Source organism: Halanaerobaculum tunisiense, assembly GCF_054657635.1.
Window position 1 is genome coordinate 37,774 of sequence record NZ_BAAHYI010000015.1, and the last position, 23,398, is coordinate 61,171.

Sequence of the window (23,398 nt, forward strand, 5' to 3'; positions counted from 1 at the left end):
TAAATGATGTCTACAGTAGATTTATTAGTAGCTGAGATTGGAAGTACTACTACTGTAGTCAATGCTTTTGATGGGGTTGGGACACCAACCCCTAATTTTATAGGTCAAGGTCAAGCACCGACTACAGTATTGGATGGTGATGTAACAAAAGGAGTAGAAAAAGCTATTGGAGATTTAGAGAATAATTTAAGTGTGGATGATTTAAATTGGGAAGAGATGTTAGCAACTAGTAGTGCTGCTGGCGGTCTAAAGATGACAGTTCATGGTCTAGTTTATGATATGACTGTAAAAGCTGCTGAAGATGCTGCTCTTGGAGCAGGAGCAGTAATTAAAATGGTGACTGCCGGGAGATTAAAAGAAAGACATCTGAAAAAAATTAGAGATAACCAACCTGATATAATTTTACTTGCAGGAGGAGTAAACTACGGAGAAGAAGAAGTGATTATTCATAATGCAAAAATGTTAACAAAGTTAGAAAGAAGTATACCAGTAATTTATGGGGGCAATAAAGCAATTCAGGAGGAAATCAAAGATATTTTTGCTGATACTCCAATGAAATTAGTAGTAGTAGAAAATGTCTATCCTGAAATAGATCAATTCAATATAGAACCTACTAGGAAAGTTATTCAAAGAGTATTTGAAGAACATATTATTCATGCTCCAGGAATGAATAAGATAGATGAATGGGTTACTGGACCAATTATGCCTACTCCAGGAGCTGTTATGAATGCAGCAAAATTATTAAAAGAAGAAATTAAAGATTTAATAGTATTTGATGTTGGAGGGGCTACTACAGACTTACATTCAGTTACTGAAGGTTCTGAAGAAATAAGTCAAATTTTAACTAGTCCAGAACCTGTAGCTAAAAGAACTGTAGAGGGGGATTTAGGAGTATTTGTCAATGCTGAAAATGTAGTTAAAAGAGTTGGGCAAGAAAAGTTGGAAGAAGAATTAGGTTTTTCAATTGGAGAAATGATGAAAAACAGAAGTCCAATTCCTAAGAGTGAAGAAGAAGAAAAATTGATTGAAAAATTGACTGAAGAAGCAGTAAAGGCTTCTGCTGAACGTCATGCTGGTAATTTAAAAGAAATATATGGCCCATCAGGAAGGACTACAATTGCTAGTGGTAAGGATTTAACGCGGGTGAAGTGGATTATTGGTACTGGTGGAGCCTTGACACAGCTAGAGAATAATCGGAGCCTTTTAGGTAAGATTAGAGTTAAGCAGGCTAAAAAAGAGTTATTACCTACTTTAAATACTCAGGTGCTAATTGATGAAGATTATATTCTTGCTTCCTTAGGAGTGTTAGGTAAGGAGTATCCTGAAACTGCTGTTAATCTGATGAAGCAGAGTCTACAGCTTACAGATGATATGATAGAGGAAGAGGGATCAAAATGAAGATAGAATATCTTGCCGATTATAAAGAATATGTTAGATTAGTTAATGATTGGCAGTTTGAGCAGTGGGGTCGCTATTATGAGGATAGTAGTCGCAAGGAATGGTTGACTAGATTAAAAGATAGATTGAATAAAGAAGAGGTGCCTACTGTTTTAATAGCTTTTAAGGGTGGGGATCCAGTTGGGACTGCTTCTTTACTAAAACACGATATGGGTACATACCGAGATTACTCTCCTTGGTTGGCTGATGTATATGTTAAGCCAGAATATCGAAATCAAGGAATTGGTACTAAATTAATAAAGAGAGCAGTAAAAGAAGCTCGTAGAATAGGGGTTAAGAGGATTTACCTATTTACCCGTGATAAGAAGAGATTATATCTTAATTTAGGTTGGCAGTTACTAGAGACAGTTGAGTACAATAATAAAATAGTAGATATTATGGTTATTGATTTAACTGATTAATTTAAGTAAAGTTTAAAAGAAGTATTGTTTAAAGATTTGATGGTAATTTATTTTATTAAGGAGTGATGCATGTGAGCCGAATAAAAGAAATCAGACCTGCTTGGACAGAAATTGATTTGGATAATATCGGACATAATGTATCTGAATTTAAAAAGAAGTTACCTGAAGAGACATTATTGACCTCAGTGGTTAAAGCGGATGGATATGGACATGGAGCTATTGAAGTTGCTAAGACAGCTTTACAATCTGGAGCAGATAGACTAGCAGTGGCTATTTTAGATGAAGCTATTAAATTAAAAAAAGCTGGGTTTGAGGTGCCTATTTTAGTATTAGGATGGACTCCTCAAGAAGCAGCTGAACAAGTAGTTAAACATAATATTATTACAACTGTTTATAATTATGAAAATGTTTCTAATTTGGCTAAAAAAGCAGTTGAATTAAATAAAAAAGTTAAGGTTCATGTTAAAGTTGATACGGGTATGGGTAGGATTGGTCTTCAGCCTGATGAGGCTATAAATTTTATAAGCAAGATAAAAGAGTTACCTAATTTAATAATAGAAGGGATTTATACACATTTTTCAGTAGCTGATGAAGAAGATAAGACTTATACTTATCAACAATTAAATAAATTTAAAAAAGTTATAAGTGATTTAAAGAAAAAAGGAATAGAAATTCCAATTAAACATTGTGCTAATAGTGCGGCATTTTTAGACATTCCAGAAACTTATTTTGATATGGTTAGAACAGGAATTATAACTTATGGCCTTTGGCCATCTGATGAAGTAAATAAAGAATTAGATTTAAAACCAGGGTTGAGATTAAAAGCTAGAGTGGCTCATGTAAAAGAAGTTCCCCCTGGGACGGATATTAGTTATGGACGAACTTATACAACTAAGAAGAATACAAAAATAGCTACTGTACCATTAGGATATGATGATGGATATTGTAGGTTACTTTCATCTAATAGTTATGTTTTAGTTAATGGAGAGAAGGCCCCAGTAATAGGAAATATATGTATGGACCAATTTATGATAGATGTAAGTGAAGTTGGTGCTGTAAAGGTTGGAGATGAGGTGGTTCTTATTGGAAAAAGCGGAAATGAAGAAATTACAGCAACTGAATTAGCTAATAGAATAGGTACTATTAATTATGAAGTAGTTTGTATGGTAAGTAAAAGAATACCTAGAGTTTATATTAAGAATGAAAAAGTAACTAAAGTAAAAAAACTAATTTAATTCTTTGGCATATGATATAATAGCTTAGGCTGATTAGTTTAAAAGAAATATTTTACTTTTAAGAAAGATCATCAATAACTAAGGTGCTGATTATTTAAGTAGTCAGTATCTTAGTTATTGATTTGAAGGAGGGATAAAATGACAATAACTTATCAATTAGATAATAAACTGTATATTAATTTAACCAATCAATGTAGTAATGATTGTAAGTTTTGTATTAAAAACTTTAAAGATGGTGTTGGTGGTTATAATTTAAGGCTTGATAAAGAACCAACAGCTAAACAGGTAATAGATGAAATAGGAGATGCTGCAGAATATAAGGAAATCGTTTTTTGTGGTTATGGAGAACCATTAATTAGATTAAATAATGTAATTAAAATAAGCCGTTATTTAAAAGATAATTATTCGCCGATTCCTATTAGAATTAATACTAATGGGCAAGCTAATTTAATTCATAATAAAAATGTAGTACCTGAATTAGCGGGAATTATAGATCAAATATCAATTAGTTTAAATGCATCTAATGCTGAAACTTATCAGCAGATTTGTCAATCTAAATTTAAATTAGATGCTTTTCCAGGAGTAGTTAAATTTATAAAAGAGGCTAAAAAATTTATTCCTAAAGTTATTGTTTCTGTAGTTGATTATTCTATAGTTGATGTAGAATCTTGTAGAGAGTTAGCTAAAGATATAGGAGTGAAATTTAGACTTAGACATTTTAAGAAAAATTAAATAAGATAGTATTAGGAGAAGTTAGAGATAATTTTTGCAAAAAAATTGACAGAAGATAATAAGTATGTTATTCTAATTGCGAATTAAATAATTAAAAGATAGAGGTGCAATAGCAATAATGACTTGGAACTAAAGTGAAGTAGCTATTGCCGAAATCTTAAGTATAGCACAAGACTTAAGGTTGGTACTATAAATTAATGGTTATAGTACTGTCACAATTAATGTGAAGAGCTATCTTATATGCTGTATATTAGAAGTTAATGCGGTTATGAGGGAGCTCATAACCGTTTTTTTAATTTTAAATTTAGTAGTTAATTTGAGTAGGGAGAAAGGAGTAGTTATAGTTATGAAATTACAAGGAACAATGAATATTAATCAGATAGGAAATTTAGAAGTAGCTGGTCATGATGTAGTAGATATTGCTGAGGAGTATGGTACGCCTTTATACATTTTAGACGAAGAGGAAATCAGAAATAATTGTCAAGCTTATAGAGAGGCTTTTGAGAAATGGTATCCTAATTCAGAGACTTTATATGCTAGTAAAGCCTTTTTATCAACTGCTATGGCTAGAATTATTAACCAAGAAGGACTAGGTTTGGATGTAGTCTCTGGGGGGGAGTTATATACTGCTTTAGAAGCTGATTTTCCAGTGGAGAAGATTTATTTTCATGGTAACAATAAGACTCCTGATGAAATTGAATTGGCTTTAGATGCCGAAGTTGGCACCTTTGTGGTGGACAACCAATATGAATTAGAATTATTAAATCAGTTAGCTGGTAAGCAAGATATGACCCAGGAGATTTTATTGCGGGTAACTCCAGGGATTGAGGCCCACACTCATAGTTATATCCAGACCGGACAGACTGATTCTAAATTTGGGGTAGGAGTCCAAAATGGTTTAGCCCTAGAAGTTATTAAGCAAGCTAAAGAGTTAGAAAATGTTAAGTTGACTGGTTTACACTGTCATATTGGTTCTCAGATCTTTAAGCTAAAGTCCTTTGGGAAAGCAATTGAGATTATGATGGACTTTGTAGAAGAAGTAAAAGAAGAAACTGGTTTAGTAATGGAGAAGTTAAACTTAGGTGGCGGAATTGGAATTCCTTATACTGCAGAAGAGGATAAACCAAGTATTGACCAGTACGCTGAAATTGTTACTAAGACAATTAGGGAGACTTGCGAGAAATTAGATATGCCCTTGCCGAAGATTATTAATGAACCAGGTCGCTCAATAGTGGGGACTGCAGGTTCTACTATTTATCGGGTTGGTTCGATTAAGGAGATTCCTGAGATCAGAAAGTATGTAGCTGTTGATGGCGGGATGCCTGATAATATTAGACCAGCTCTTTATGATGCCCAGTACGAAGCTACTATAGCTAATAAAGCTGACCAAGATCCAACGGAAGAGGTAACAATCACTGGTAAGTGCTGTGAATCAGGCGATATCTTGATTAAAGATATAAAATTACCAGAGGCTGAACCAGGAGATGTGTTATTAACCTCCTGTACTGGTGCTTATGGTTATTCTATGAGTAGTAATTATAACGGACTACCAAGACCAGGTGTCTTATTATTAGGTGAGGATAGTATAGATTGGATTGTTAAACCAGAAAGCTATCAAGATTTAATTAGTAATGATGTAGTGCCCGAGAGACTTAAGTAATTAGTTTAAGAAGGATTTAATTATAAATTAAGCAAGAGCGCCTTAGAGCGTTCTTGCTTTTTTTTTAAGGTTGTTTGTGGTATAATATAAACCCTGGTAGATTATTAGTTTGAGTGTGAGGAATATGTGTGGTCGATAGCTAATGACTAATTAGTAAATAATATAGAGTGCTAGGTGATATGATGAAATTAATTACAAGTCATCAACGGACTGATTTTGATGGATTAGGGGCTATGGTAGCAGTGCAGAAGTTATACCCTGAGGCTACTATGGTGTTTCCTGGTAAGTTAGCTAATAATGTAAAAGAGTTTATGACTTTATATAAAGATCGGATACCTGTTAAGCATACTAGTGAGTTGGATAAATCTCAGGTATCTAGAATTATTATGGTGGATAATCAGCTACCAGAGAGAACAGGAGATTTAGCTGATTTATTTGCTCAAGAAGAGGTTAAGGTTTTAATCTATGATCACCACGAAGAAGAGGAAGAACAGAATCAGAATCGAATTGTTAAGTCAGTGGGGGCTACTACTACTATTTTAGTTGATAAACTTCTTAGGGCAGAGTTAGAAATTACTTCCTTTGAAGCTACTTTATTTGCTTTAGCGATTTATGAGGATACAGGCAGTTTAATTTATAAGAGTACTACTGCTCTAGATGCTCAAATAGTAGCAGCTCTATTAAACCGGGGAGCTGACTTAGAGATTGTAGAGGAGTATATGGATTATTCCTTAGACCGGAAACAACAGAAATTATTTAATAAACTACTCGATTCTATTCACCAGATTTCAGTTAAAGGGTTAAAGATTGATACTTTCCAGGCTGAGGTTAGTGAGTACATTCCTGATATATCATTGTTGGCCCAGAAGTTAAATGATCTACATAATTGTGATGCTTTGTTTGTTTTAGTTAAGTTTACTGATCAAAATAAGGTATTAGTTATCGGGCGTAGTAATCAGGATAATATTAATGTAGGAGAAATACTAAATCATTTCGGTGGAGGCGGCCATAATCGAGCTGCTTCGGCAACTATGAAGTGTGAAGAGAGATGTGATTTATTAATTTGGGAGCAGGAGGTGCTAAAAGTAGCTCGGGAAAAGATTAATCCTGCTGTTTTAATTAAGGATGTAATGTCCAGTCCAGTCAAGACGATTACTCCCGATACTACTATGGAAGAAGCAGAGGAGATTATGCTTCGCAACGGCTGGTCGGGATTAGTTGTTTGTACAGCTGATGAGTTGGTAGGAATTATTTCTAAACGGGATATAGATAAAGTGCGGAATTATGATTTATTACATGCTCCTGTTAAAGGGTATATGTCTAGGGAAGTAGTTACCATCTCTCCGGAAGCTTCACTTAAGGAAGTCCAGACTGAGATTGTAGAACATGATATTGGTCGGTTACCTGTAGTTGATAAAGCAGATGATTTAGTTGGAATTATTACTAGAAATGATTTACTTAGATTATTTTATGGGACTGATGACTATCTAAAAAATCGCCAGAATTTATATGGCCGCAGTTTAGTCCAGGTCCAAGAAAAGAGGTCTGATGTAACTGCTAAGTTAGCTATAGTTGAGGAAGAAATTATTGACCTTTTAAGACAAGCGGGAGAATTAGCTACAGAGTTGGATTATGAACTTTATATTGTAGGTGGTTTTGTCAGAGACCTATTGTTAAATAGAATTAATCTAGACCTTGATTTGGTAGTAGAAGGAGAAGGAATTGAGTTTGCTAAGGTGTTGGCCCGTGAATTAAAGGGAGATCTTGATTTATACCATAATTTTGGGACAGCAGTAGTTGATTTGGGTGATATTAAACTGGATATTGCTACTACAAGAGTTGAGTATTATCCCTTTACTGCTAGCCTACCTGAGGTAGAGTCTGGTTCTATCCAGCAGGATTTATTTAGAAGAGACTTTACTATTAATGCTTTAGCTATCCAATTAAATCCTGATTCTTTTGGGCAACTAGTCGATTATTTCCAAGGCCAACAGGATCTAGAAGCAGGAGTAATTAGGTTATTACATAATTTTAGTTTTTATGATGATCCAACTCGTATCTTTAGAGCTTTTAGATTTGCTAGTCGGTATGATTACCAGTTTGCTCCAGAAACTGAGGATCTAATTAAGCAATCTATTGAATTAGAGGTTATTGAGGAGTTGAGTCCTAACCGTTTATTTGCTAAATTAAAACATGGTTTAACAGATGAAAATCCAGTTTATTTTCTTGAGTTATTAGCTGATTATAATCTACTTTCCTATTTCGGGCCAGGATTAAAATTTGATAAGTCTAAGAAAGAGCTAGCTTATCGGATAGAAGAGATCTCAGACTGGTTGGCTGATTTAGAGATAACAGTCAAGTTCTCTAGTTGGGTTTTGTATTTGCTTGTCTTAGTGGATGGATTTACTAGAGAACAGATAGAAGAATTTGCTACTAAGTTTAATTTAAGTAGTAATTTAACTGACTATTTATCATTCACTCAGGAAGTAGATAGATTAATAGCTATTTTAAAAGAGGTAGAGCAAAAGAGTGAGATTTATGATCTCTTAGAAGAGCTTGATTTAGAAGAGTTATTATTTATTGTACTAAAAGATCGTAAGGTGCAGTCTAAAATTAGTCTCTTTTTAGAGGAGTTACAATGGGTTAGTCTAGAGATTACAGGCCAGGATATAATTAATTTGGGTTATCAACCTGGGCCCTATTTTAAAGAAGTATTAGCTGAAGTTAAAGCAGCTAAATTAGATGGTAAAGTTGTTGACTACCAAGAAGAGATGGATTTCGTTCAGCAGGCGCTAGCAGAAAGGGGGCTTGAGCAAGATGAATAGTATTGCACAATTAATCCTATTAATTCCTGTTTTATTACTATCATTATCAATGCATGAGTTTGCTCACGGGAAAGTAGCTGATCTATTAGGTGATCCAACGCCAGAGGCTACTGGGCGATTGACTTTAAATCCGTTGGCCCATTTAAGTTTTTTAGGAACTCTTGTTTTATTACTAACTAGAAGATTTGGCTGGGCCAAACCGGTCCAGATCAATCCGAAGTATTTTGATAATAAAAAACGAGGTATGATGTTAGTTGGGTTAGCTGGGCCAATAGCTAATATTTCTTTAGCTATTATCTTTGCTTTTGTTTATAATCATCTAGCGATTTTATATTCCTTTATTAATCCGCAAATAGTGCGGATGTTCTTTCAAATATCAATTGGAGTTAATCTAGGTTTAGCTATTTTTAATTTGATTCCTATTCCCCCACTAGATGGTTCTAAGATTTTAGAAGGGATTTTACCTAGTAGTATGGATCATATTTTAACTGACTTAAAGGCTTATGGTCCTTTCTTTTTAATGTTAGCTTTATTTATGGGCTGGCTAAATTTTATTATTAATCCTATTTTTATGTTTTTATTTAGATTGATCTTGCAGGTATAAAGTGGCAGTAACTAGTCACTCGTTACTGAAGTTACACAATATTTTAGTAATCAAGATTATATTAGTTGTTAATTGAATTATTCAACAAGGTAATTTTGAATTAATATAAGGAGGTATTACAAGTGGCAGAGCAAGGTACTATTCTAAGTGGTTCTCGTCCAACAGGAAAACTACATTTAGGACATCTAATCGGGGTATTAGATAACTGGAAGAAACTGCAAGAAGACTATAATTGTATTTTTGAGGTAGCAGATTGGCATGCACTAACGACTAAATATGATGAAACAGAGAATATTAAACAACATACTAGAGAAATGGTAGCAGACTGGATTGGAGCTGGGATTGACCCAGAAAAGAGTACTTTATTCATCCAGTCCGATGTGCCCGAGATTGCTGAATTACACTTACTATTATCTATGATTGTATCAGTTGGTCGCTTAGAAAGGAACCCAACTTATAAAGAACAGATCCAGGAACTAGGTGAAAGTGATTCTATTCCCTTTGGATTATTAGAATATCCTGTCTTACAGGCAGCTGATATCTTATTTGCTAAAGCAGATGCTGTTCCAGTAGGAGAAGACCAACTACCACATGTTGAGATAACGCGGGATATTGCTCGCCGATTCAACTATTTATACGAGGAAGTCTTTCCGGAACCAGAATCGAAATTAGCTCAAGTGCCGAGACTACCTGGTTTAGATGGTAGAAAAATGAGCAAAAGTTATGGTAATGCCATCTATTTAAGCGATACAGCGGAAGAGATCGGTGATAAAGTTAATGATATGGTAACAGATCCTGATAGAGTTAGATTAAGTGATCCTGGTAATCCAGATGTTTGTTCAGTCTATAGTTTCCAGGAGATCTTCAATGAAGAGGAAGCAGAAGAGATTGCTACTGAATGTAAAAGTGCTGATTTAGGATGTGTTGCTTGTAAGAAGAGATTAGCGGAAGTGTTAACTGATAGATTAGCAGGAATCCGTGAGAAACGAGAAGAATTACTAGCTAATCCAGAAGAGATAGATCAAATCCTAGCTGAAGGAACTGAAAAAGTAAGAAAGAAAGCACAGGAGACAATTAAAGAAGTAAGAGTAGCAATGAATTTAAAATAGGAGTGGAAGAATGAGTTACGAAGTTAAGATTGATGCTTTTGAAGGGCCAATAGATCTACTATTACATCTACTAGACGAGAATGAAGTAGAAATTTATGATATTCAGATTTCTGAAATTACAGAACAGTACTTAGATTATATTGCCCAAATGAAAGAATTGGATTTAGATGTAGCTAGTGAATTTCTGATAATGGCAGCGCGGTTAATGGAGATTAAAGCCCAGACCTTACTGCCGAGTAAAGAACCGACTGAAGATGAAGAGGAAACTAAGACAGATCCTCGCCAGCAATTAGTCGATAGGCTAGTAGAGTATAAAAAGTTTAAGGATCTAGCCTCTAAATTACAGAACTTTGCAGAAGAGCAGCGTAGTTCTTATACCAGAAATGTAGCTCCTTTATTAGGACAGCTAGAATTTGCAGAGACAAACGCACTAGAAGATGTAACATTAGATGAATTTACTAGTGCACTACAAGATGTTTTACAAGCCCAAGCAGCTAGACAAGAAGAAACAGAACTAGAAGATAAGGATCAAGACGAGCAAAAGATCAGCCACTTAGAGGCGGAAGAAGTAACAATTAAAGAACAACAAGGATATATAGTAGAGAGATTACTTAATAATGAGTCGCAAATTAGTTTTAGGCAGGTATTTAGTGATTTAGATTCTAGGTTAGAGATAGTAGTTACTTTTATGGCTCTTCTAGAATTAATAAAACTAAAAGAAGTTAGAATAGAACAACCAACTAACTTTGCTGAAATCAAGATTTATTATACTGGGAGTGGTAGTTAATGGACAAGCAAGAGGCTAAAGCTATAGTAGAATCATTATTATTTATGGCGATTGAGCCATTAGAAGTTACAGCGATAAAAAAAGTAACAAACCTAACTACTAAAGAGATCAAGGATGTAATTAAAGAGATAAAAGCCGAGTATCAAACGCCAGATAAAGGAATTGAGCTGGTAGAAATCAATCAAGGTTTTCAATTCCAGACTAAATCTCAGTACCGCTCCTATATCAAAGAACTCCATCAACCCGCAGAGGATAACAGCTTAAGTCAAGCTGCTCTGGAAACTTTAGCGATTATCACCTATAAACAACCAGTTATTAGATCAGAAGTCGAAGAGATTAGAGGGGTTAACGTAGAAAAAGCACTTAAGACTTTGCAAAAAAGAGGTTTAGTAACAGAACAAGGTCGTAAAGAGACTATTGGGCGACCAATTATTTATGGTACTACGGATAAATTTTTAGAGTATATGGGGCTAAATAGTCTTGATGAATTACCGCCACCGCAATAGTTTAAAGAAACTGAAGTTGAGGAAAGTGAAATAGAAGCAGAATTAGAGAATGAGCCAGATGCTTAATTGCATCTGGTTTTTTAAAAAACATTATATTGGAAAAGTAATCCTTTAGTGCATATAGAATCCATCTAATTTATATCTTATTTACTCAGGTGGATTGAGGGTAGGTGAAGTAGTTAAATTAAAACTTAATAATATTGATAGTGATAGAATGTTAATTCGAGTTAATCAGGGGAAAGGTAGAAAAGATAGAAATACAATACTTTCTAAAGATGGACTTAAGCAATTACGTAAATATTATGAATTATATAATTCAACAGAATGGTTGTTTCCGGGAAGGGATCCTAAATCTCATTTAACTAGAAGAAGTGTCCAGAGAATTTTTAAGAAAGCTTGTCGTAAAGCTGAAATAACTAAAGATGTATCAGTTCACTCTTTAAGACATTCATTTGCTACGCATTTATTAGAGAGAGGAACTGATTTACGTTATATTCAAGAATTATTAGGACATAAAAATTCTAAAACAACAGAAATATATACTCATGTCAGTAGAAATAGTATGAAGAGAATTGAAAGTCCACTAGATAAGTTAATGGAATAAACTTTAATATATATAGAATATTAACGACATACGTCGTAAAGATTCTATATATATCAGTATTAACGACGTATGTCGTTAAAAAGAAGTTATGTGACAGATTTGACAGATGGGTTAATTGTTTTTAGGGAAGAGGAAGGAAGGGGTTGCACCAGAAAATATGACCCGACCAAGAGCTATAGTAGGATTTTTTTTAGAGTGAAAAGATAGAGGAACTATCATAAGTTATTTAGAAAGATTTTGTGTTTTAACAAAATAGGTAGTAAGGTCAGATAGTATATATTATTTAAACTAGATTACTATATTTTTTCAGAAAAGATTTTTTGGGAAAGTCAAAAGAAGTTGTGATATAGAGTTTACAATTCTCCTACTACAGCTCTTTGTAGAACCTTCACTGTTTCCGGGATCGAGATTTAATTGGAATAGAATTTTGAAATTAGTCTGGGTATGATAGGTTAGCAATTAAGATATAGTATTTGCAAGGTTTTTAAGAGAAGAGAGTTGCTGATTTGTATTTAAGGTGAAGTTGAGATATATTTTGCAAGTTACAATTTGTATGCTCTGTCAAAGCCATCACATAACAGCACCTTAGCGACATCTAGTTGCATAGTATATCCCAGATTAACGCACTGACTTATGAAATTCAGGCTGCATTGATGAAGTTTCAATAGAATAGTGGGACGTCGCGAAGCTGCGGGACGTTATACGCAAGTGCGACCAGCCCTTGAAACAATAGGGATAAGCTACATTCCAGGCTGCTTAAGACGAGAGTCTTTTGAGCCATTCATTCTATTTAGAATGACTCTATTTTCCGATGCATTTCTAGTAATGGATTTGTATTGAGCGGAGGAGACAATGTGGAAAGCTCACTAACCCTAAGTTGAGTGACTGCTAGAGTAAATATACCGTAAAGATTAACATATGTGAATTGCTGAAAGCTTCGTCAAACGTGCATAGTGAAATAGGGTTGATACACTGTAACCAAAAGGTATAGGATAGGGTCAGGTAAGTTTTCGTATTGCCTGACAAATAGACTAAAGTCCTCGGAGTAAAGGCAGAATCTAAAGCGGTATGAACTGGCTGGAATGTAGAACTGGGAAACTCCAATAGATTCCTGGTAACAGGTAGGTCAATTATGCTTTGTGATACAATATCTAGGGGAATAGGGAAACTGAAAGAAGCAAATGTCATTCAAGAAGGTGAATGAATAGAGGTTCAAAATTTGCCTTGCTCTGAAAAGAGGCTGACTTTCAAATACGGTTACTTAAGGCAGGAAAGGATTGAAACTTTATGAATATGGCAAGCCAAATAACTCATCATGAGTGGGCGACCATAGACCACGCTGAAGCTAGTAAAACCTGGGAAGTAATTCCTTGGGAACTGATAGAAAGTAAGGTTAATAAACTTCAATCACGGATTGCTAAAGCAATAAGAAAAGGTAAGGATAATCTAGCAAAGAAGTTACAGTATTTATTAACAAACTCATATTATGCAAAGTTATTAGCAGTAAGAAAAGTAACAACTAATCAAGGTAAAGAAACGTCAGGAGTAGATGGGAAAATTTGGTCAACTCCAGCGACAAAATATAAAGCTGCTTTGAAGCTAACAAATGACGAATACAGAGCTAAACCACTCAGAAGAATATATATTGACAAAAGGCTAGACAAGAAAAGACCGTTGGGGATACCAACAATGTATGATAGAGCAATACAGGCACTTTATGCTTTGGCTTTAGATCCAGTATCGGAAACTAAAGCAGATAAAGTATCTTTTGGCTTTAGGAAATATAGAAGTTGTGATGATGCTAAAGAATATCTATTTAAGTTGTTAGGTAGAGAAGTATCAGCTCAATGGATTTTGGAAGCTGATATTAAAGGTTGTTTTGACAATATAAGCCATGAGTGGTTAATGGAAAATATTCCGTTAGAATCTAAAATACTAAATCAATTTCTTAGATCAGGTTATAAATATAACAAGCAACTCTTCCCCACTGAAAAAGGCACTCCTCAAGGCGGTATTATATCTCCGATTTTGGCTAATATGACTTTAGATGGTATGCTAGATTTACTCAAAAGAAACTACTGGACAAACCATCTTGGGACTGTAAATAGAAGATATAACGATGATAAAGTAAACCTAGTAAGATATGCAGATGATTTCGTTGTAACAGCCAAAAGTAAAGAAGTACTGGAAGATATAAAAGAATTAATAGGAGATTTCCTAGATGAGAGAGGACTTGAACTATCTAAACGGAAAACTAAGATAACTCACATCAATCAAGGGTTTGATTTCCTGGGCTGGAATTTTAGAAAATACAGCGGTAAATTGATAATAAAACCTTCCAAAGAATCTTATAAATCAATAACCAGTAAAATAAGAAAGTTAATCAAGGACAACGGAACTATAAAACAGGAAAGATTAATTAAGATATTAAATCCAGTAATCAGAGGTTGGTGTAATTATCATAGTACTGCTTGTTCTAAAGAAACCTATCAACAATTAGATTCAGAAATATTTAAAACTTTATGGAGATGGTCAAAAAGAAGACATCCTAGTAAATCTAAGAAGTGGATAATGAATAGATATTGGATAACTAAAGATAATCGGAATTGGATATTTGCTACAAAAGATAAAGAATTAATTTCTGCAACTGATACAGAGATAACAAGACATTGCCTAATAAAGTTTGCTGCTAATCCCTATTTACCAGAATATAACGATTATTATCTAAAGAGAAATTTAAACTAGATTATTTTTCTACTTATTGCTGCCAATCCAAAGGTTGGTGTTAAGTAGCTTGAGCCGTATGAATTGAAAGGTTCACGTACGGTTCTGATGGGGGAAAGGGGGCGTAAGCCCCTTACCTACCAGACTTGGTCGCAGTAGATTGTCATATTTTGTAGGATTCATAAAGATGGTATTTCAGAATATTAATAGAAAGATAATTTATTAAGTTAAATATAATGGTATTGATGTTATAAAATATTTAGATATAAGTAAGGTGCTGGGGGCAACTGTTGAGTAACTATTTACTATTATAGAAAATTAGAAACTGGTTTAAAATAAAGATATAGGAGGTTGTAAAATGATTATTACTACTACTGAACAAATTACAGGTAATAAAATTAAGGAAAATTTAGGTTTAGTAAGAGGTAATACAATTAGGACTCGTCATTTAGGTAATGATATTTTAGCTGTACTTAGGAATTTGATTGGAGGCGAGGTTAAGGGCTATACGGCAATGATCAGTGATACTAGAGAAGAGGCTTTAAAAAGAATGAAACAGGAGGCTAAAAACTTAGGTGCTGAGGCGGTAATTAATGTGAGATTTAGTACCTCGCAAGTGATGACGGGGGCGTCGGAAATTTTGGCTTATGGTACGGCGGTTAAGCTTGAGTCTAAAACTAAATCTTAATAGAAATGAAAGACGGGATTAATTATGAAAAATTTTAATCTGTCGACTAAGATATATTTTGGCCTGGTTTTGGTTTTAGCTCTATTATCTGCTATTAGTATATATTTACCTCAAGGAAATTTAATTTCTCAACAACAGTTACCAACTTCAAAATCAATTCTAGCTGTGGTTAATTTCTCGATTATGCTTATTATTTATGGAGGTTTAGGTTATATAGGATTAAGATTAGCTAAGAAGATAGGTTTTGCTGAAGTTTGGGATGTAGAGGTTTCTAATAGAGAAAGATTTTTAATTCCTACTTTAATAGGTGTTGGAAATGGTATAATTTTTATTATAGTTGATATCATTTTTAGTAAAATTAATTCTTTTGGTTATCTTCCTCATCCAGTATTTCCAACTTCAGCTGTGGCTTCAGCTACTGCAGGAATAGGGGAAGAAATAGTATTTCGTTTATTTTTTATTTCGTTTTGGGTGTGGCTTATTTCTGATCTGTTGTTAAGGAAAAAATGGGAGACTAAGATATTTTGGATTGTAACTATATTTTCTGGTATTGCTTTTACAGTTAGTCATTTACCGTCAATAATGTTTCTGACAGGAGTTAATTCTATTAGTCAACTATCTTTAAATTTAATAATTGAACTATTTATAATTAATGGATTGCTTTCAGTTTTTGCTGCCTATTATTTTAAAAGATATGGGTTTTTAGCAGCAGTAGGAATTCATTTTTGGGCAGATATAGTTTTTCATGTTTTATGGGGACTAAGATGATAGATAATTATTAAAGGTGATAAAATAGAATAAGAAAGGAGGATGAAATATCATGGTTCAGAAGCAAGAAGATAAAAAACAAATGTGGATGTTAGGATTTTTAGGTTTCTTAGGGTTTTTAGGTTTTCAGGCGTTTAAGATTCATAATCCCAGTCAGTTATTCTTTTTTTCGTTTTTTTCATTTTTTTCTGCTTTTAGACATTATGAGGAGCGGCTTAAATATTTAGGTCTTTTAGGTCTAGTGGGATTGATTGTAGCTATTTTGGGAACTGTAGGAGTTATTAATGTTTAATAATTAAGAATGGGAAATAAAATTTAAAAATGAATTTTAAAGCAGTTTAATTTGAGAAACTAGACTAAACTGCTTTAATAAAGTTTGATTAATAATTGTTTTAATTATCATATGCGGTATAAGAGTTGACCAACTTCACTTAACATGGGGTTAGCGACATCTAAGCTAGGAGAATAGGCAAGAATAGGGATTACATATGTAAGTTTTAGAGGATAGACAAGTTATAGGAGGTTTGAGCTAGACGTCGCGAACCCCAGGGACGTTATCTGAAATTGGTCTTATTATTAGTGTTAGAAGGAGGGAGTTTATGCTTAAACATAATGATTCTGATGATTTACTTCAAGAAGATTGGAGAGACTATATACATAATAAATTAGGGCGTGAACCTTGGGTTTATGTATACTATTCTGATCAAATTGACATTGGGAATTTCGCTTTGTTTTATTGTGCGCTTATAGATAATTCGAAAGTGGAGAAAGTATTAAATAATCCTTCTTGGGATTTACATATTGGTGATGGTAAGCCTGGTTATTCAGTTACCCATAAAAATGGAGAAGAAAATGTTAAGTATCATCGTTTTGGAAGGGATAATGGGATTGAGCCATTAGTACATCATAGGGATTTTCATGGCATTAAAGATGATTATATAGAAATAGCTGAAGAATTTAGGTTATTACATAATCTTTATTACGATAGAGCGAATAATAAATATATAAAAATAAATGATAATGGAGACGAAGAAGATATTATCATCATTAATGAAAACGAAGTTAAAATTAAATTAAAACCCTTAAAACAATTTTTGGCTATAAAAGAGATGCATTTAGCAATATACTTTTCTATTGATAGGCAATCTGAAAAGACAATAGAAGAACTTGGATTAGAAGAAGTTGATGAAAGGATTCAGGAAGATAATATAGTTTATGATTTTTCTGCAGGTCCTCCCCATATGCCTACAGAATGTAACAGCTTTTCTAGATTAATAGGAAAAAAACTTATTTCAGGAATGGAGAAAGAACAATGTGGTATTTGGCCTTATGAAGAAGAAAAAAGTTATGAAAGATTTATTATTGATTATGATGAAAATGGGGAACCATTAGAATATATTTGTAATCCAGATAAACTTTCAAATTATTTTGGGGCTAATAAGGGGGCACCACATTATTTAACACCTGTATTTTTCAAACGTGATGTATTAGCAAAATATTATTCTGATCCAGAAAAGTATAGTGTTGAAGATAACAGTTTGAGATGTAAGGGTTTATGGATATTGAGGATAGATAATAATCATGAAAAGTATATAATAGTGTTCCTTGGAGATTTAGGAAGAGATCTTCCATATAAAGAACAACAATATTGGAAAAGTTTTAATATCCCTCCAGAAGGAGAAATCAGCGAAGTTAATTTTAAGAGAAGTTTTCTTGGGGAATTTGCTGATCCGAAAAAAGATGATTTAGTTTTCAAACAAACTTTTAAAAAGGTTAATAATAAATGGAAAGAAAAATTTGGTTGGTATCTTTTTAAACCGTTAGCAAAAGATGATGAGCACAATTTAAAAGTTGTAAGAATTCCTGTGACTAGTAGCCAACATGAGTTTGACCAACAAGCTTTATCGCTATCTAAAGTATTGATTGATTCTCTGAATGAAAAGAAAATAGGGGAAGAAATTAGCGATAAACTATCTTCTGGGGATAAGGGAATTACAAAATTTGGAAAGTTTTTAGAATCAAAATGACTACCTAATTATCAGAAACATGTTAAATTTTTACGTTCTTTATGGGATTTAAGAAATGGAAGTGGGCATAGGAAAGGAGATAATTATGAAAGAGGGGCACAATATTTTAATTTAAACAATAAAGAATTTTCGGTAGTGTTTGAAGAAATTTTAAAAGAGGCAACTCATCTTTTGAATGATTTAGAAGATTATTTTCTTTAATTAACGACGACCAACTTCAGATAACATGGACTTAACGACATCTGAGCTGCGGGAATAATCGACCGGGATGACTTATATCAGTAGTATATTGTTTTTTAGAAAAAGATAAATTGTATCGGAGGCAAGCTCAGACGTCGCGAATCGCAGGGACGCTAGGTGAAATCCTTTGTTTTATGTTTTGAAACAAATATTTTTTGTTAAAAAATACTGTAATTGTTATAATAGTAATATAGGAATAGACAAGGAAAGCGAGGGATAATTATGGTTAGCAAAAAAGAACTAGAAAATAAATTAAAAGAATTAAAACCTTTATTAGAGAAGCAGTATAAAGTTAAAAAGCTTGGTTATTTTGGTTCTTATGCTAGGAATGAGGCTAATGAAGATAGTGATGTAGATATACTTGTAGAATTTTCTGGTGATGTAGGTTGGGAGTTTTTAGATTTAAAAGATTTTTTAGAAAATAATTTAAATACTGAAGTAGATTTAGTTACAATGAATGCTTTAAAGCCTCAATTAAAAGATGAAATATTAAAAGATGTGATTTATCAATGAGAAGAGACAATTTATTTATAGAAGATATACTGGATGCTATGAATAAAATTTTCAAATATACTGAAGAGATGGATAAAGAAGAATTTAAGAAAAACGAATTAGTAATTGATGCTGTTTTAAGAAATATTGAAATTATAGGTGAAGCATCCAATAAAGTTTCTGATGAAATGAGATCTGATTATCAAGATGTTCCTTGGAGTAAAATGATAGGTTTAAGAAATATAGTTATTCATGATTATTTTGGTGTTGATTTAGATATTATTTGGGAAGTTATTACTGTTAATTTGCCAGAAACTAAACCTAAAATTAAAGAGATATTAAAAGATTATCCATTATAAAAGCGGGGGAACCTGCTTTTTATTTATTATGAGGGTACAGGACTTCGTCTAACATGAGATTAGCGGTGCGTCCTGGTAGATTGCATATTCTAGTGGGGGTTAATCCCATCAGGGTAAAGATTAGCCCCTAGCTTTGTATCGAGTCTTGGAGATATTACAGTAATGTAATATTTTAAGCGTAGACAGAAAGTTAGCAAGGTAGAATCGGCGGATATGGTTTTCACGGAGAGTCTTCTGGAAGACTCGTAGGGAATTGGTTTGTCAGCGGTGAATGGGATTGAGCCTCGAAAATTATGTACCTAATGATGGAGGTCGAAGCCGTCGCTAAGGTGGAAGGCATCAATTAATTATACGAAATGGCAAGTATAATTAAATCCTCCGTGGTCTAAGCCCCTACCTCGCTAAACATTAAGAATATACGGAAACCCAGGGATATCCTATTAGGTCTTTCTGGAAAGAAAGTATGTCCAATGAACCGAAGAGGTGAAGAAGACAAAAGCCAATAGGAAGTCGGGTGATTCCGATGGAGGGAAGGAGTTAATAACAGATGGAACTGCAAGTGAGGGACACATCTTCTGGACTCTGAACCAGAATAAAGATGAGAACAAAACTTACTTGTATAGCATGAATATTCATGTGAAGAGGAACATCTGGGGAGCCGAATGCCTAAATTGGGCACGTTCGGTTCTGAGAGGGGTATACACCAACTATATAAGAAACAAATCAATTATTTTTAAATAAAGTTTCAAGATGAAATTTGAATTAATAATCTTTCTTGTATATAATAAAAAACAAAAATTATTTATTTCAAAGAGGGGATAGTAATTATGAATGATAAAATTAATTATTTAATCAAAGATTATGTAAGTAATTATAAAACTTTAAAAGAAACAGAAACTGATTGGCGCGAACCAGTAATTGGTGTTGCAAATGCTGATGATCCTATGTTTTTAAAACTAAAAGAAATAATCAGTCCTTCCCATGCGTTACCTACTGATTTTATTGATGATGCTAAATCGGTAATAGTATTTTTCTTACCTTTTGAAAAAGAGGTTGTTACAAGTAATGTTAAAGGTAAGCAGAGTTCAAAAAAGTGGGATTATGCTAAAATTGAAACAAACAATCTTATTGTGGACTTAATTGATTATTTGCAGACTGAAATAGAAAAAATGGGTTATAAGGCTACATCATCTAAAGAATTGCCGCCAACTTATAACTATGATGAAGAAGAATTGATAAGTGATTGGTCTCATCGACATGTAGGATATATTACGGGTATGGGAACATTTGGTATTAATAATATGTTTATTACAGACCAAGGAAGTTGTGGGCGGATGGGAAGTATAGTGACAAACTTATCCTTAGACCCTACAGTAAGAGATAATCAGGAAAACTGTTTATATAAATATGATGAAAGATGTAAGGTATGTATTGATAGATGTGTAGTTAATGCTATTTCTATTGAAAATGAAGAGGAATTTATTGATAGAGAAAAATGTTATGAGCATATTTATGATAATCCTCCGGAATATTCTAAAGGACAAGGAGATGCTTGTGGCAAATGTAAGTCTGGAGTTCCGTGTTCTATGACTAATCCAGTTAAAAAATTAATAAAAAAAGATAACTAATTATTGAAAGTTGGTCAGGTGGAATTATTGGGCTCAGAACTAAAAGAGGTGGCCAATATGAAATTAACAGAAATTAAAAGATTAATCCCGGACTGTTGTGCTGTTGCTACAGTAGATATTGATAAATGTTCTAGCGAAGAAAAGGAATCTTTAGAAGAGTATTTACCTTCTGTTAGATCAATTATTGTTTTAGGTCATCATATAAGGAGATCTGTTGAATGGGTTTGGACTACAATAGACTCTGAAAGTGAGGAAAGCACATGTATAGCAGATTTACATACTAAAGATATTAGTAAGAAAATTGATGACTATATTGGAGAAAAGGGGTATCGTTCTAAGATAATTCCTTATCCTGGAGCTAGTGGAGTATTATTTAAAAGTCTTGCTAGTAAAACTAGCTTAGGAGAAATAGGAGACAACTTTTTATTTTTACATCATAAGTGGGGCCCTTGGGTTCATCTAAGAGTATTAGCAACTACTGCTAAACTAAGTAGTAACCAGGAAGAATCTAGGGCTGAAATATGTATTCATTGTGGAAAGTGTATTGCAGCTTGCCCGGAAGATGCTATCAACAAAAATGGTTTTAACAGTCATAACTGTCGCAAGCGACAAGAAGAATTAAATACTAGCCATAGTTGTGAAGTATGTGCAAGAGTTTGTCCTATTGGAACTCCTCCAAAATAATCAAGAATTAGTTAATAAATGGATTAAATGATTAAGAATATTAATCGGAGCTTGCATCCATTCTATATAATAGATATAATAAAGAGAGTAGTAATATAAAGGAGAAGTGAAAATATAATGGAAAAAAAGAAATTTAATGAATTGAATTTATCAGAAGAAATAAATAAAGCAGTTAAGGATATGGGTTTTGAAGAAGCTACCCCAATTCAGACCCAGGCTATCCCTCATCTATTACAGGGTGAAGATGTAATAGGTCAGGCTCGAACAGGTACTGGGAAGACAGCCGCTTTTGGGATTCCTGTGCTGGAGAAAGTAGACCCGCAGGATAATAATGTCCAAGCCTTAATTCTGTGTCCGACAAGAGAATTAGCTATTCAGGTATCAGAGGAGATAGGAAGACTTGGGAAATATAAAAATCAGGTTAAGACGCTACCAGTCTATGGTGGGCAGTCTATCAATCGCCAGATTAAAGCTTTAAAGAAAGGAGTTCAGATTGTAATTGGAACTCCTGGTCGGTTAATGGATCATATGCGCCGCGGAACTCTTCAGCTTGATCAGTTAAAGATGGCTATTTTAGATGAAGCTGATGAAATGTTAAATATGGGTTTTAGAGATGATATAGAGACAATTTTAGATGGAATTGAAGGAGAGAGACAGACGATCTTTTTCTCTGCTACGATGCCTGATTCTATTCTAAAATTAAGGAAGAAGTACCAACAGGATCCGGAAATAGTTAAGGTAGTTCATAAGAAGTTAACTGTACCAAATATTGAACAGGCCTATTTTGAAGTTGCTAAGGGGAATAAATTAGAAGTTTTATCTCGACTAATTGATATGTATGACCCAAAGTTATCCTTAGTATTTTGTAATACTAGAAAGCAGGTAGATGAACTCACTCTACAATTACAAGCTCGAGGTTATTTTGTCGATGGGTTACACGGGGGCTTGAATCAACCCCAAAGAGATAGAGTGATGAATAAATTTAAGACAGGGACTATAGAAATTTTGGTTGCTACTGATGTAGCTGCGCGAGGAATTGATGTCAATGATATAGATATAGTATTTAACTATGATATTCCGCAGGATGAAGAGTACTATGTACATAGGATTGGCAGAACAGGACGTGCTGGTAAACAAGGGAAAGCATTTACTTTTGTAGTTGGAAAAGAGATTTATCAGTTAAAGTCAATCCAGAAGTATACTAAGACTAAGATTAAACGAGAGCCAGTACCTTCAGCTAGTGATGTAGAGCGAGTTAAGATGGATCTGATTTTGGATGAAGCAGCTGATATTATAGAAGGAGATAATTTAGCGCAAGAGGCAGAACTGATTGAGGATTTAATTGAAGAGAATTATATTTCAGTTGATATAGCAGCCGCTTTATTGAAGTTAGTTATGGAAGTCAATGAAGAAAGTGAAGTAGAAGAAGTTGATTATTTCGGTAATACAGGAGCAGAACCAGGGATGGTAAGATTATTTATCAATGCTGGCGAAAATCAACATATAAGTCCTGGTGATATTGTAGGTGCTATTGCAGGTGAGACTAGTATTTCTGGTGACTTAGTTGGTCTAATTGATGTTTATGATAGATATTCCTTTGTAGAAGTTCCTAAAGAGTATGGTAAAGAAGTATTACAGGTAATGAAGAGTACTCAAATAAAAGGTAAATCTATAGACATTGAAACTGCTAATCCTAAATAAAAATAACTAGAATAATTTAATATAGAGTTGATCGAAAAGTTAGGTGCTTAAGCACCTAACTTTTTTTATGTGTGCTCTGTAGATTATGAAAATAGTAGATGAGAATTCTATCCATGCTGTTTTCGTCGTATCGGTGTGTGAAACCAATAGTAACAGGGTGTCTATT

At 33.6% G+C, this 23,398-nt stretch carries 21 protein-coding genes and 1 riboswitch; all 21 genes read left to right on the forward strand.

Translation table 11 applies throughout. The annotated features are described in order from the left end of the window. Positions 1–3: 3 nt before the first annotated feature. The 21 genes from ACYQ3D_RS11460 (at position 4) to ACYQ3D_RS11560 (ending at position 23,232) form a co-directional block, all read left to right on the forward strand. Positions 4–1,398 (forward strand): GlmL-related ornithine degradation protein, encoded by a 1,395-nt coding sequence (locus tag ACYQ3D_RS11460; protein WP_459838505.1) that lies wholly within the window; start codon positions 4–6, stop codon positions 1,396–1,398. Continuing rightward, positions 1,395–1,859: a GNAT family N-acetyltransferase gene (locus tag ACYQ3D_RS11465; RefSeq protein WP_459838506.1), complete on the forward strand. Its 465-nt coding sequence runs from the start codon at positions 1,395–1,397 to the stop codon at positions 1,857–1,859. The genes ACYQ3D_RS11460 and ACYQ3D_RS11465 overlap by 4 nt, the downstream gene beginning before the upstream one ends. A gap of 65 nt (positions 1,860–1,924) precedes the next feature. Beyond that, a complete protein-coding gene (alr, locus tag ACYQ3D_RS11470) occupies positions 1,925–3,094 on the forward strand; it encodes an alanine racemase (protein ID WP_459838507.1) in 1,170 nt (389 codons plus the stop codon). A 138-nt stretch (positions 3,095–3,232) separates the two neighbouring features. Beyond that, a complete protein-coding gene (locus ACYQ3D_RS11475; protein WP_459838508.1) occupies positions 3,233–3,826 on the forward strand; it encodes a TatD family nuclease-associated radical SAM protein in 594 nt (197 codons plus the stop codon). 91 nt (positions 3,827–3,917) lie between these two features. Further along, a riboswitch (Lysine riboswitch) is annotated at positions 3,918–4,068 on the forward strand. Between the two features lie 104 nt (positions 4,069–4,172). After that, entirely contained in the window at positions 4,173–5,486 is a 1,314-nt protein-coding gene (gene lysA, locus ACYQ3D_RS11480) for a diaminopimelate decarboxylase (RefSeq protein ID WP_459838509.1), read from the forward strand. A 179-nt stretch (positions 5,487–5,665) separates the two neighbouring features. Continuing rightward, the gene (locus tag ACYQ3D_RS11485; RefSeq protein ID WP_459838510.1) at positions 5,666–8,311 is read left to right on the forward strand and encodes a CBS domain-containing protein; all 2,646 of its coding nucleotides are present in this window, start codon (positions 5,666–5,668) and stop codon (positions 8,309–8,311) included. Next, positions 8,304–8,915, forward strand: coding sequence for a site-2 protease family protein (locus ACYQ3D_RS11490; protein WP_459838511.1), 612 nt, complete (start codon positions 8,304–8,306; stop codon positions 8,913–8,915). The genes ACYQ3D_RS11485 and ACYQ3D_RS11490 overlap by 8 nt, the downstream gene beginning before the upstream one ends. 122 nt (positions 8,916–9,037) lie before the next feature. Further along, the gene (gene trpS / locus ACYQ3D_RS11495; RefSeq protein ID WP_459838512.1) at positions 9,038–10,024 is read left to right on the forward strand and encodes a tryptophan--tRNA ligase; all 987 of its coding nucleotides are present in this window, start codon (positions 9,038–9,040) and stop codon (positions 10,022–10,024) included. A gap of 10 nt (positions 10,025–10,034) precedes the next feature. Then, a complete protein-coding gene (locus tag ACYQ3D_RS11500) occupies positions 10,035–10,811 on the forward strand; it encodes a segregation and condensation protein A (RefSeq protein ID WP_459838513.1) in 777 nt (258 codons plus the stop codon). Further along, positions 10,811–11,317 carry an SMC-Scp complex subunit ScpB gene (gene scpB / locus ACYQ3D_RS11505; RefSeq protein ID WP_459838514.1) on the forward strand — a complete coding sequence of 169 codons (507 nt, stop codon included), beginning with the start codon at positions 10,811–10,813 and terminating at the stop codon, positions 11,315–11,317. Before ACYQ3D_RS11500 ends, scpB begins: the two co-directional genes overlap by 1 nt. Before the next feature lie 145 nt (positions 11,318–11,462). After that, positions 11,463–11,921 carry a tyrosine-type recombinase/integrase gene (locus ACYQ3D_RS11510; RefSeq protein WP_459838525.1) on the forward strand — a complete coding sequence of 153 codons (459 nt, stop codon included), beginning with the start codon at positions 11,463–11,465 and terminating at the stop codon, positions 11,919–11,921. A gap of 1,287 nt (positions 11,922–13,208) precedes the next feature. Then, positions 13,209–14,666 carry a group II intron reverse transcriptase/maturase gene (ltrA, locus tag ACYQ3D_RS11515; protein ID WP_459838515.1) on the forward strand — a complete coding sequence of 486 codons (1,458 nt, stop codon included), beginning with the start codon at positions 13,209–13,211 and terminating at the stop codon, positions 14,664–14,666. A gap of 337 nt (positions 14,667–15,003) precedes the next feature. Further along, entirely contained in the window at positions 15,004–15,333 is a 330-nt protein-coding gene (locus ACYQ3D_RS11520; RefSeq protein WP_459838516.1) for a YbjQ family protein, read from the forward strand. A 24-nt stretch (positions 15,334–15,357) separates the two neighbouring features. Next, positions 15,358–16,101 (forward strand): CPBP family glutamic-type intramembrane protease, encoded by a 744-nt coding sequence (locus ACYQ3D_RS11525; RefSeq protein WP_459838517.1) that lies wholly within the window; start codon positions 15,358–15,360, stop codon positions 16,099–16,101. 52 nt (positions 16,102–16,153) lie between these two features. Next, the gene (locus ACYQ3D_RS11530; protein WP_459838518.1) at positions 16,154–16,393 is read left to right on the forward strand and encodes a DUF3796 domain-containing protein; all 240 of its coding nucleotides are present in this window, start codon (positions 16,154–16,156) and stop codon (positions 16,391–16,393) included. A 307-nt stretch (positions 16,394–16,700) separates the two neighbouring features. Continuing rightward, entirely contained in the window at positions 16,701–18,128 is a 1,428-nt protein-coding gene (locus tag ACYQ3D_RS11535) for a hypothetical protein (RefSeq protein ID WP_459838519.1), read from the forward strand. A 462-nt stretch (positions 18,129–18,590) separates the two neighbouring features. Next, positions 18,591–18,881, forward strand: a complete 291-nt coding sequence (locus ACYQ3D_RS11540) for a nucleotidyltransferase family protein (RefSeq protein WP_204701319.1) — start codon at positions 18,591–18,593, stop codon at positions 18,879–18,881. After that, complete coding sequence (locus ACYQ3D_RS11545) at positions 18,878–19,219, forward strand: HepT-like ribonuclease domain-containing protein (protein WP_459838520.1); 342 nt, start codon at positions 18,878–18,880, stop codon at positions 19,217–19,219. The genes ACYQ3D_RS11540 and ACYQ3D_RS11545 overlap by 4 nt, the downstream gene beginning before the upstream one ends. 827 nt (positions 19,220–20,046) lie before the next feature. Continuing rightward, positions 20,047–20,847: a 4Fe-4S binding protein gene (locus ACYQ3D_RS11550; protein WP_459838521.1), complete on the forward strand. Its 801-nt coding sequence runs from the start codon at positions 20,047–20,049 to the stop codon at positions 20,845–20,847. A 57-nt stretch (positions 20,848–20,904) separates the two neighbouring features. Beyond that, a complete protein-coding gene (locus ACYQ3D_RS11555) occupies positions 20,905–21,531 on the forward strand; it encodes a 4Fe-4S dicluster domain-containing protein (RefSeq protein ID WP_459838522.1) in 627 nt (208 codons plus the stop codon). A 117-nt stretch (positions 21,532–21,648) separates the two neighbouring features. Continuing rightward, positions 21,649–23,232, forward strand: coding sequence for a DEAD/DEAH box helicase (locus tag ACYQ3D_RS11560; RefSeq protein ID WP_459838523.1), 1,584 nt, complete (start codon positions 21,649–21,651; stop codon positions 23,230–23,232). Positions 23,233–23,398: the final 166 nt, after the last annotated feature.

Bases quoted from the DNA above. Each gene is read 5' to 3' on its own strand.
- ACYQ3D_RS11465 (WP_459838506.1), top strand. From the start codon at position 1,395: ATGAAGATAGAATATCTTGCCGATTATAAAGAATATGTTAGATTAGTT.
- ACYQ3D_RS11525 (WP_459838517.1), top strand. From the start codon at position 15,358: ATGAAAAATTTTAATCTGTCGACTAAGATATATTTTGGCCTGGTTTTG.
- ACYQ3D_RS11520 (WP_459838516.1), top strand. From the start codon at position 15,004: ATGATTATTACTACTACTGAACAAATTACAGGTAATAAAATTAAGGAA.
- ACYQ3D_RS11560 (WP_459838523.1), top strand. From the start codon at position 21,649: ATGGAAAAAAAGAAATTTAATGAATTGAATTTATCAGAAGAAATAAAT.
- ACYQ3D_RS11500 (WP_459838513.1), top strand. From the start codon at position 10,035: ATGAGTTACGAAGTTAAGATTGATGCTTTTGAAGGGCCAATAGATCTA.
- ltrA (WP_459838515.1), top strand. From the start codon at position 13,209: ATGAATATGGCAAGCCAAATAACTCATCATGAGTGGGCGACCATAGAC.
- scpB (WP_459838514.1), top strand. From the start codon at position 10,811: ATGGACAAGCAAGAGGCTAAAGCTATAGTAGAATCATTATTATTTATG.
- ACYQ3D_RS11555 (WP_459838522.1), top strand. From the start codon at position 20,905: ATGAAATTAACAGAAATTAAAAGATTAATCCCGGACTGTTGTGCTGTT.
- lysA (WP_459838509.1), top strand. From the start codon at position 4,173: ATGAAATTACAAGGAACAATGAATATTAATCAGATAGGAAATTTAGAA.
- ACYQ3D_RS11550 (WP_459838521.1), top strand. From the start codon at position 20,047: ATGAATGATAAAATTAATTATTTAATCAAAGATTATGTAAGTAATTAT.
- alr (WP_459838507.1), top strand. From the start codon at position 1,925: ATGCATGTGAGCCGAATAAAAGAAATCAGACCTGCTTGGACAGAAATT.
- ACYQ3D_RS11540 (WP_204701319.1), top strand. From the start codon at position 18,591: ATGGTTAGCAAAAAAGAACTAGAAAATAAATTAAAAGAATTAAAACCT.
- ACYQ3D_RS11460 (WP_459838505.1), top strand. From the start codon at position 4: ATGATGTCTACAGTAGATTTATTAGTAGCTGAGATTGGAAGTACTACT.
- ACYQ3D_RS11535 (WP_459838519.1), top strand. From the start codon at position 16,701: ATGCTTAAACATAATGATTCTGATGATTTACTTCAAGAAGATTGGAGA.
- ACYQ3D_RS11475 (WP_459838508.1), top strand. From the start codon at position 3,233: ATGACAATAACTTATCAATTAGATAATAAACTGTATATTAATTTAACC.
- ACYQ3D_RS11485 (WP_459838510.1), top strand. From the start codon at position 5,666: ATGATGAAATTAATTACAAGTCATCAACGGACTGATTTTGATGGATTA.
- ACYQ3D_RS11545 (WP_459838520.1), top strand. From the start codon at position 18,878: ATGAGAAGAGACAATTTATTTATAGAAGATATACTGGATGCTATGAAT.
- ACYQ3D_RS11490 (WP_459838511.1), top strand. From the start codon at position 8,304: ATGAATAGTATTGCACAATTAATCCTATTAATTCCTGTTTTATTACTA.
- ACYQ3D_RS11530 (WP_459838518.1), top strand. From the start codon at position 16,154: ATGGTTCAGAAGCAAGAAGATAAAAAACAAATGTGGATGTTAGGATTT.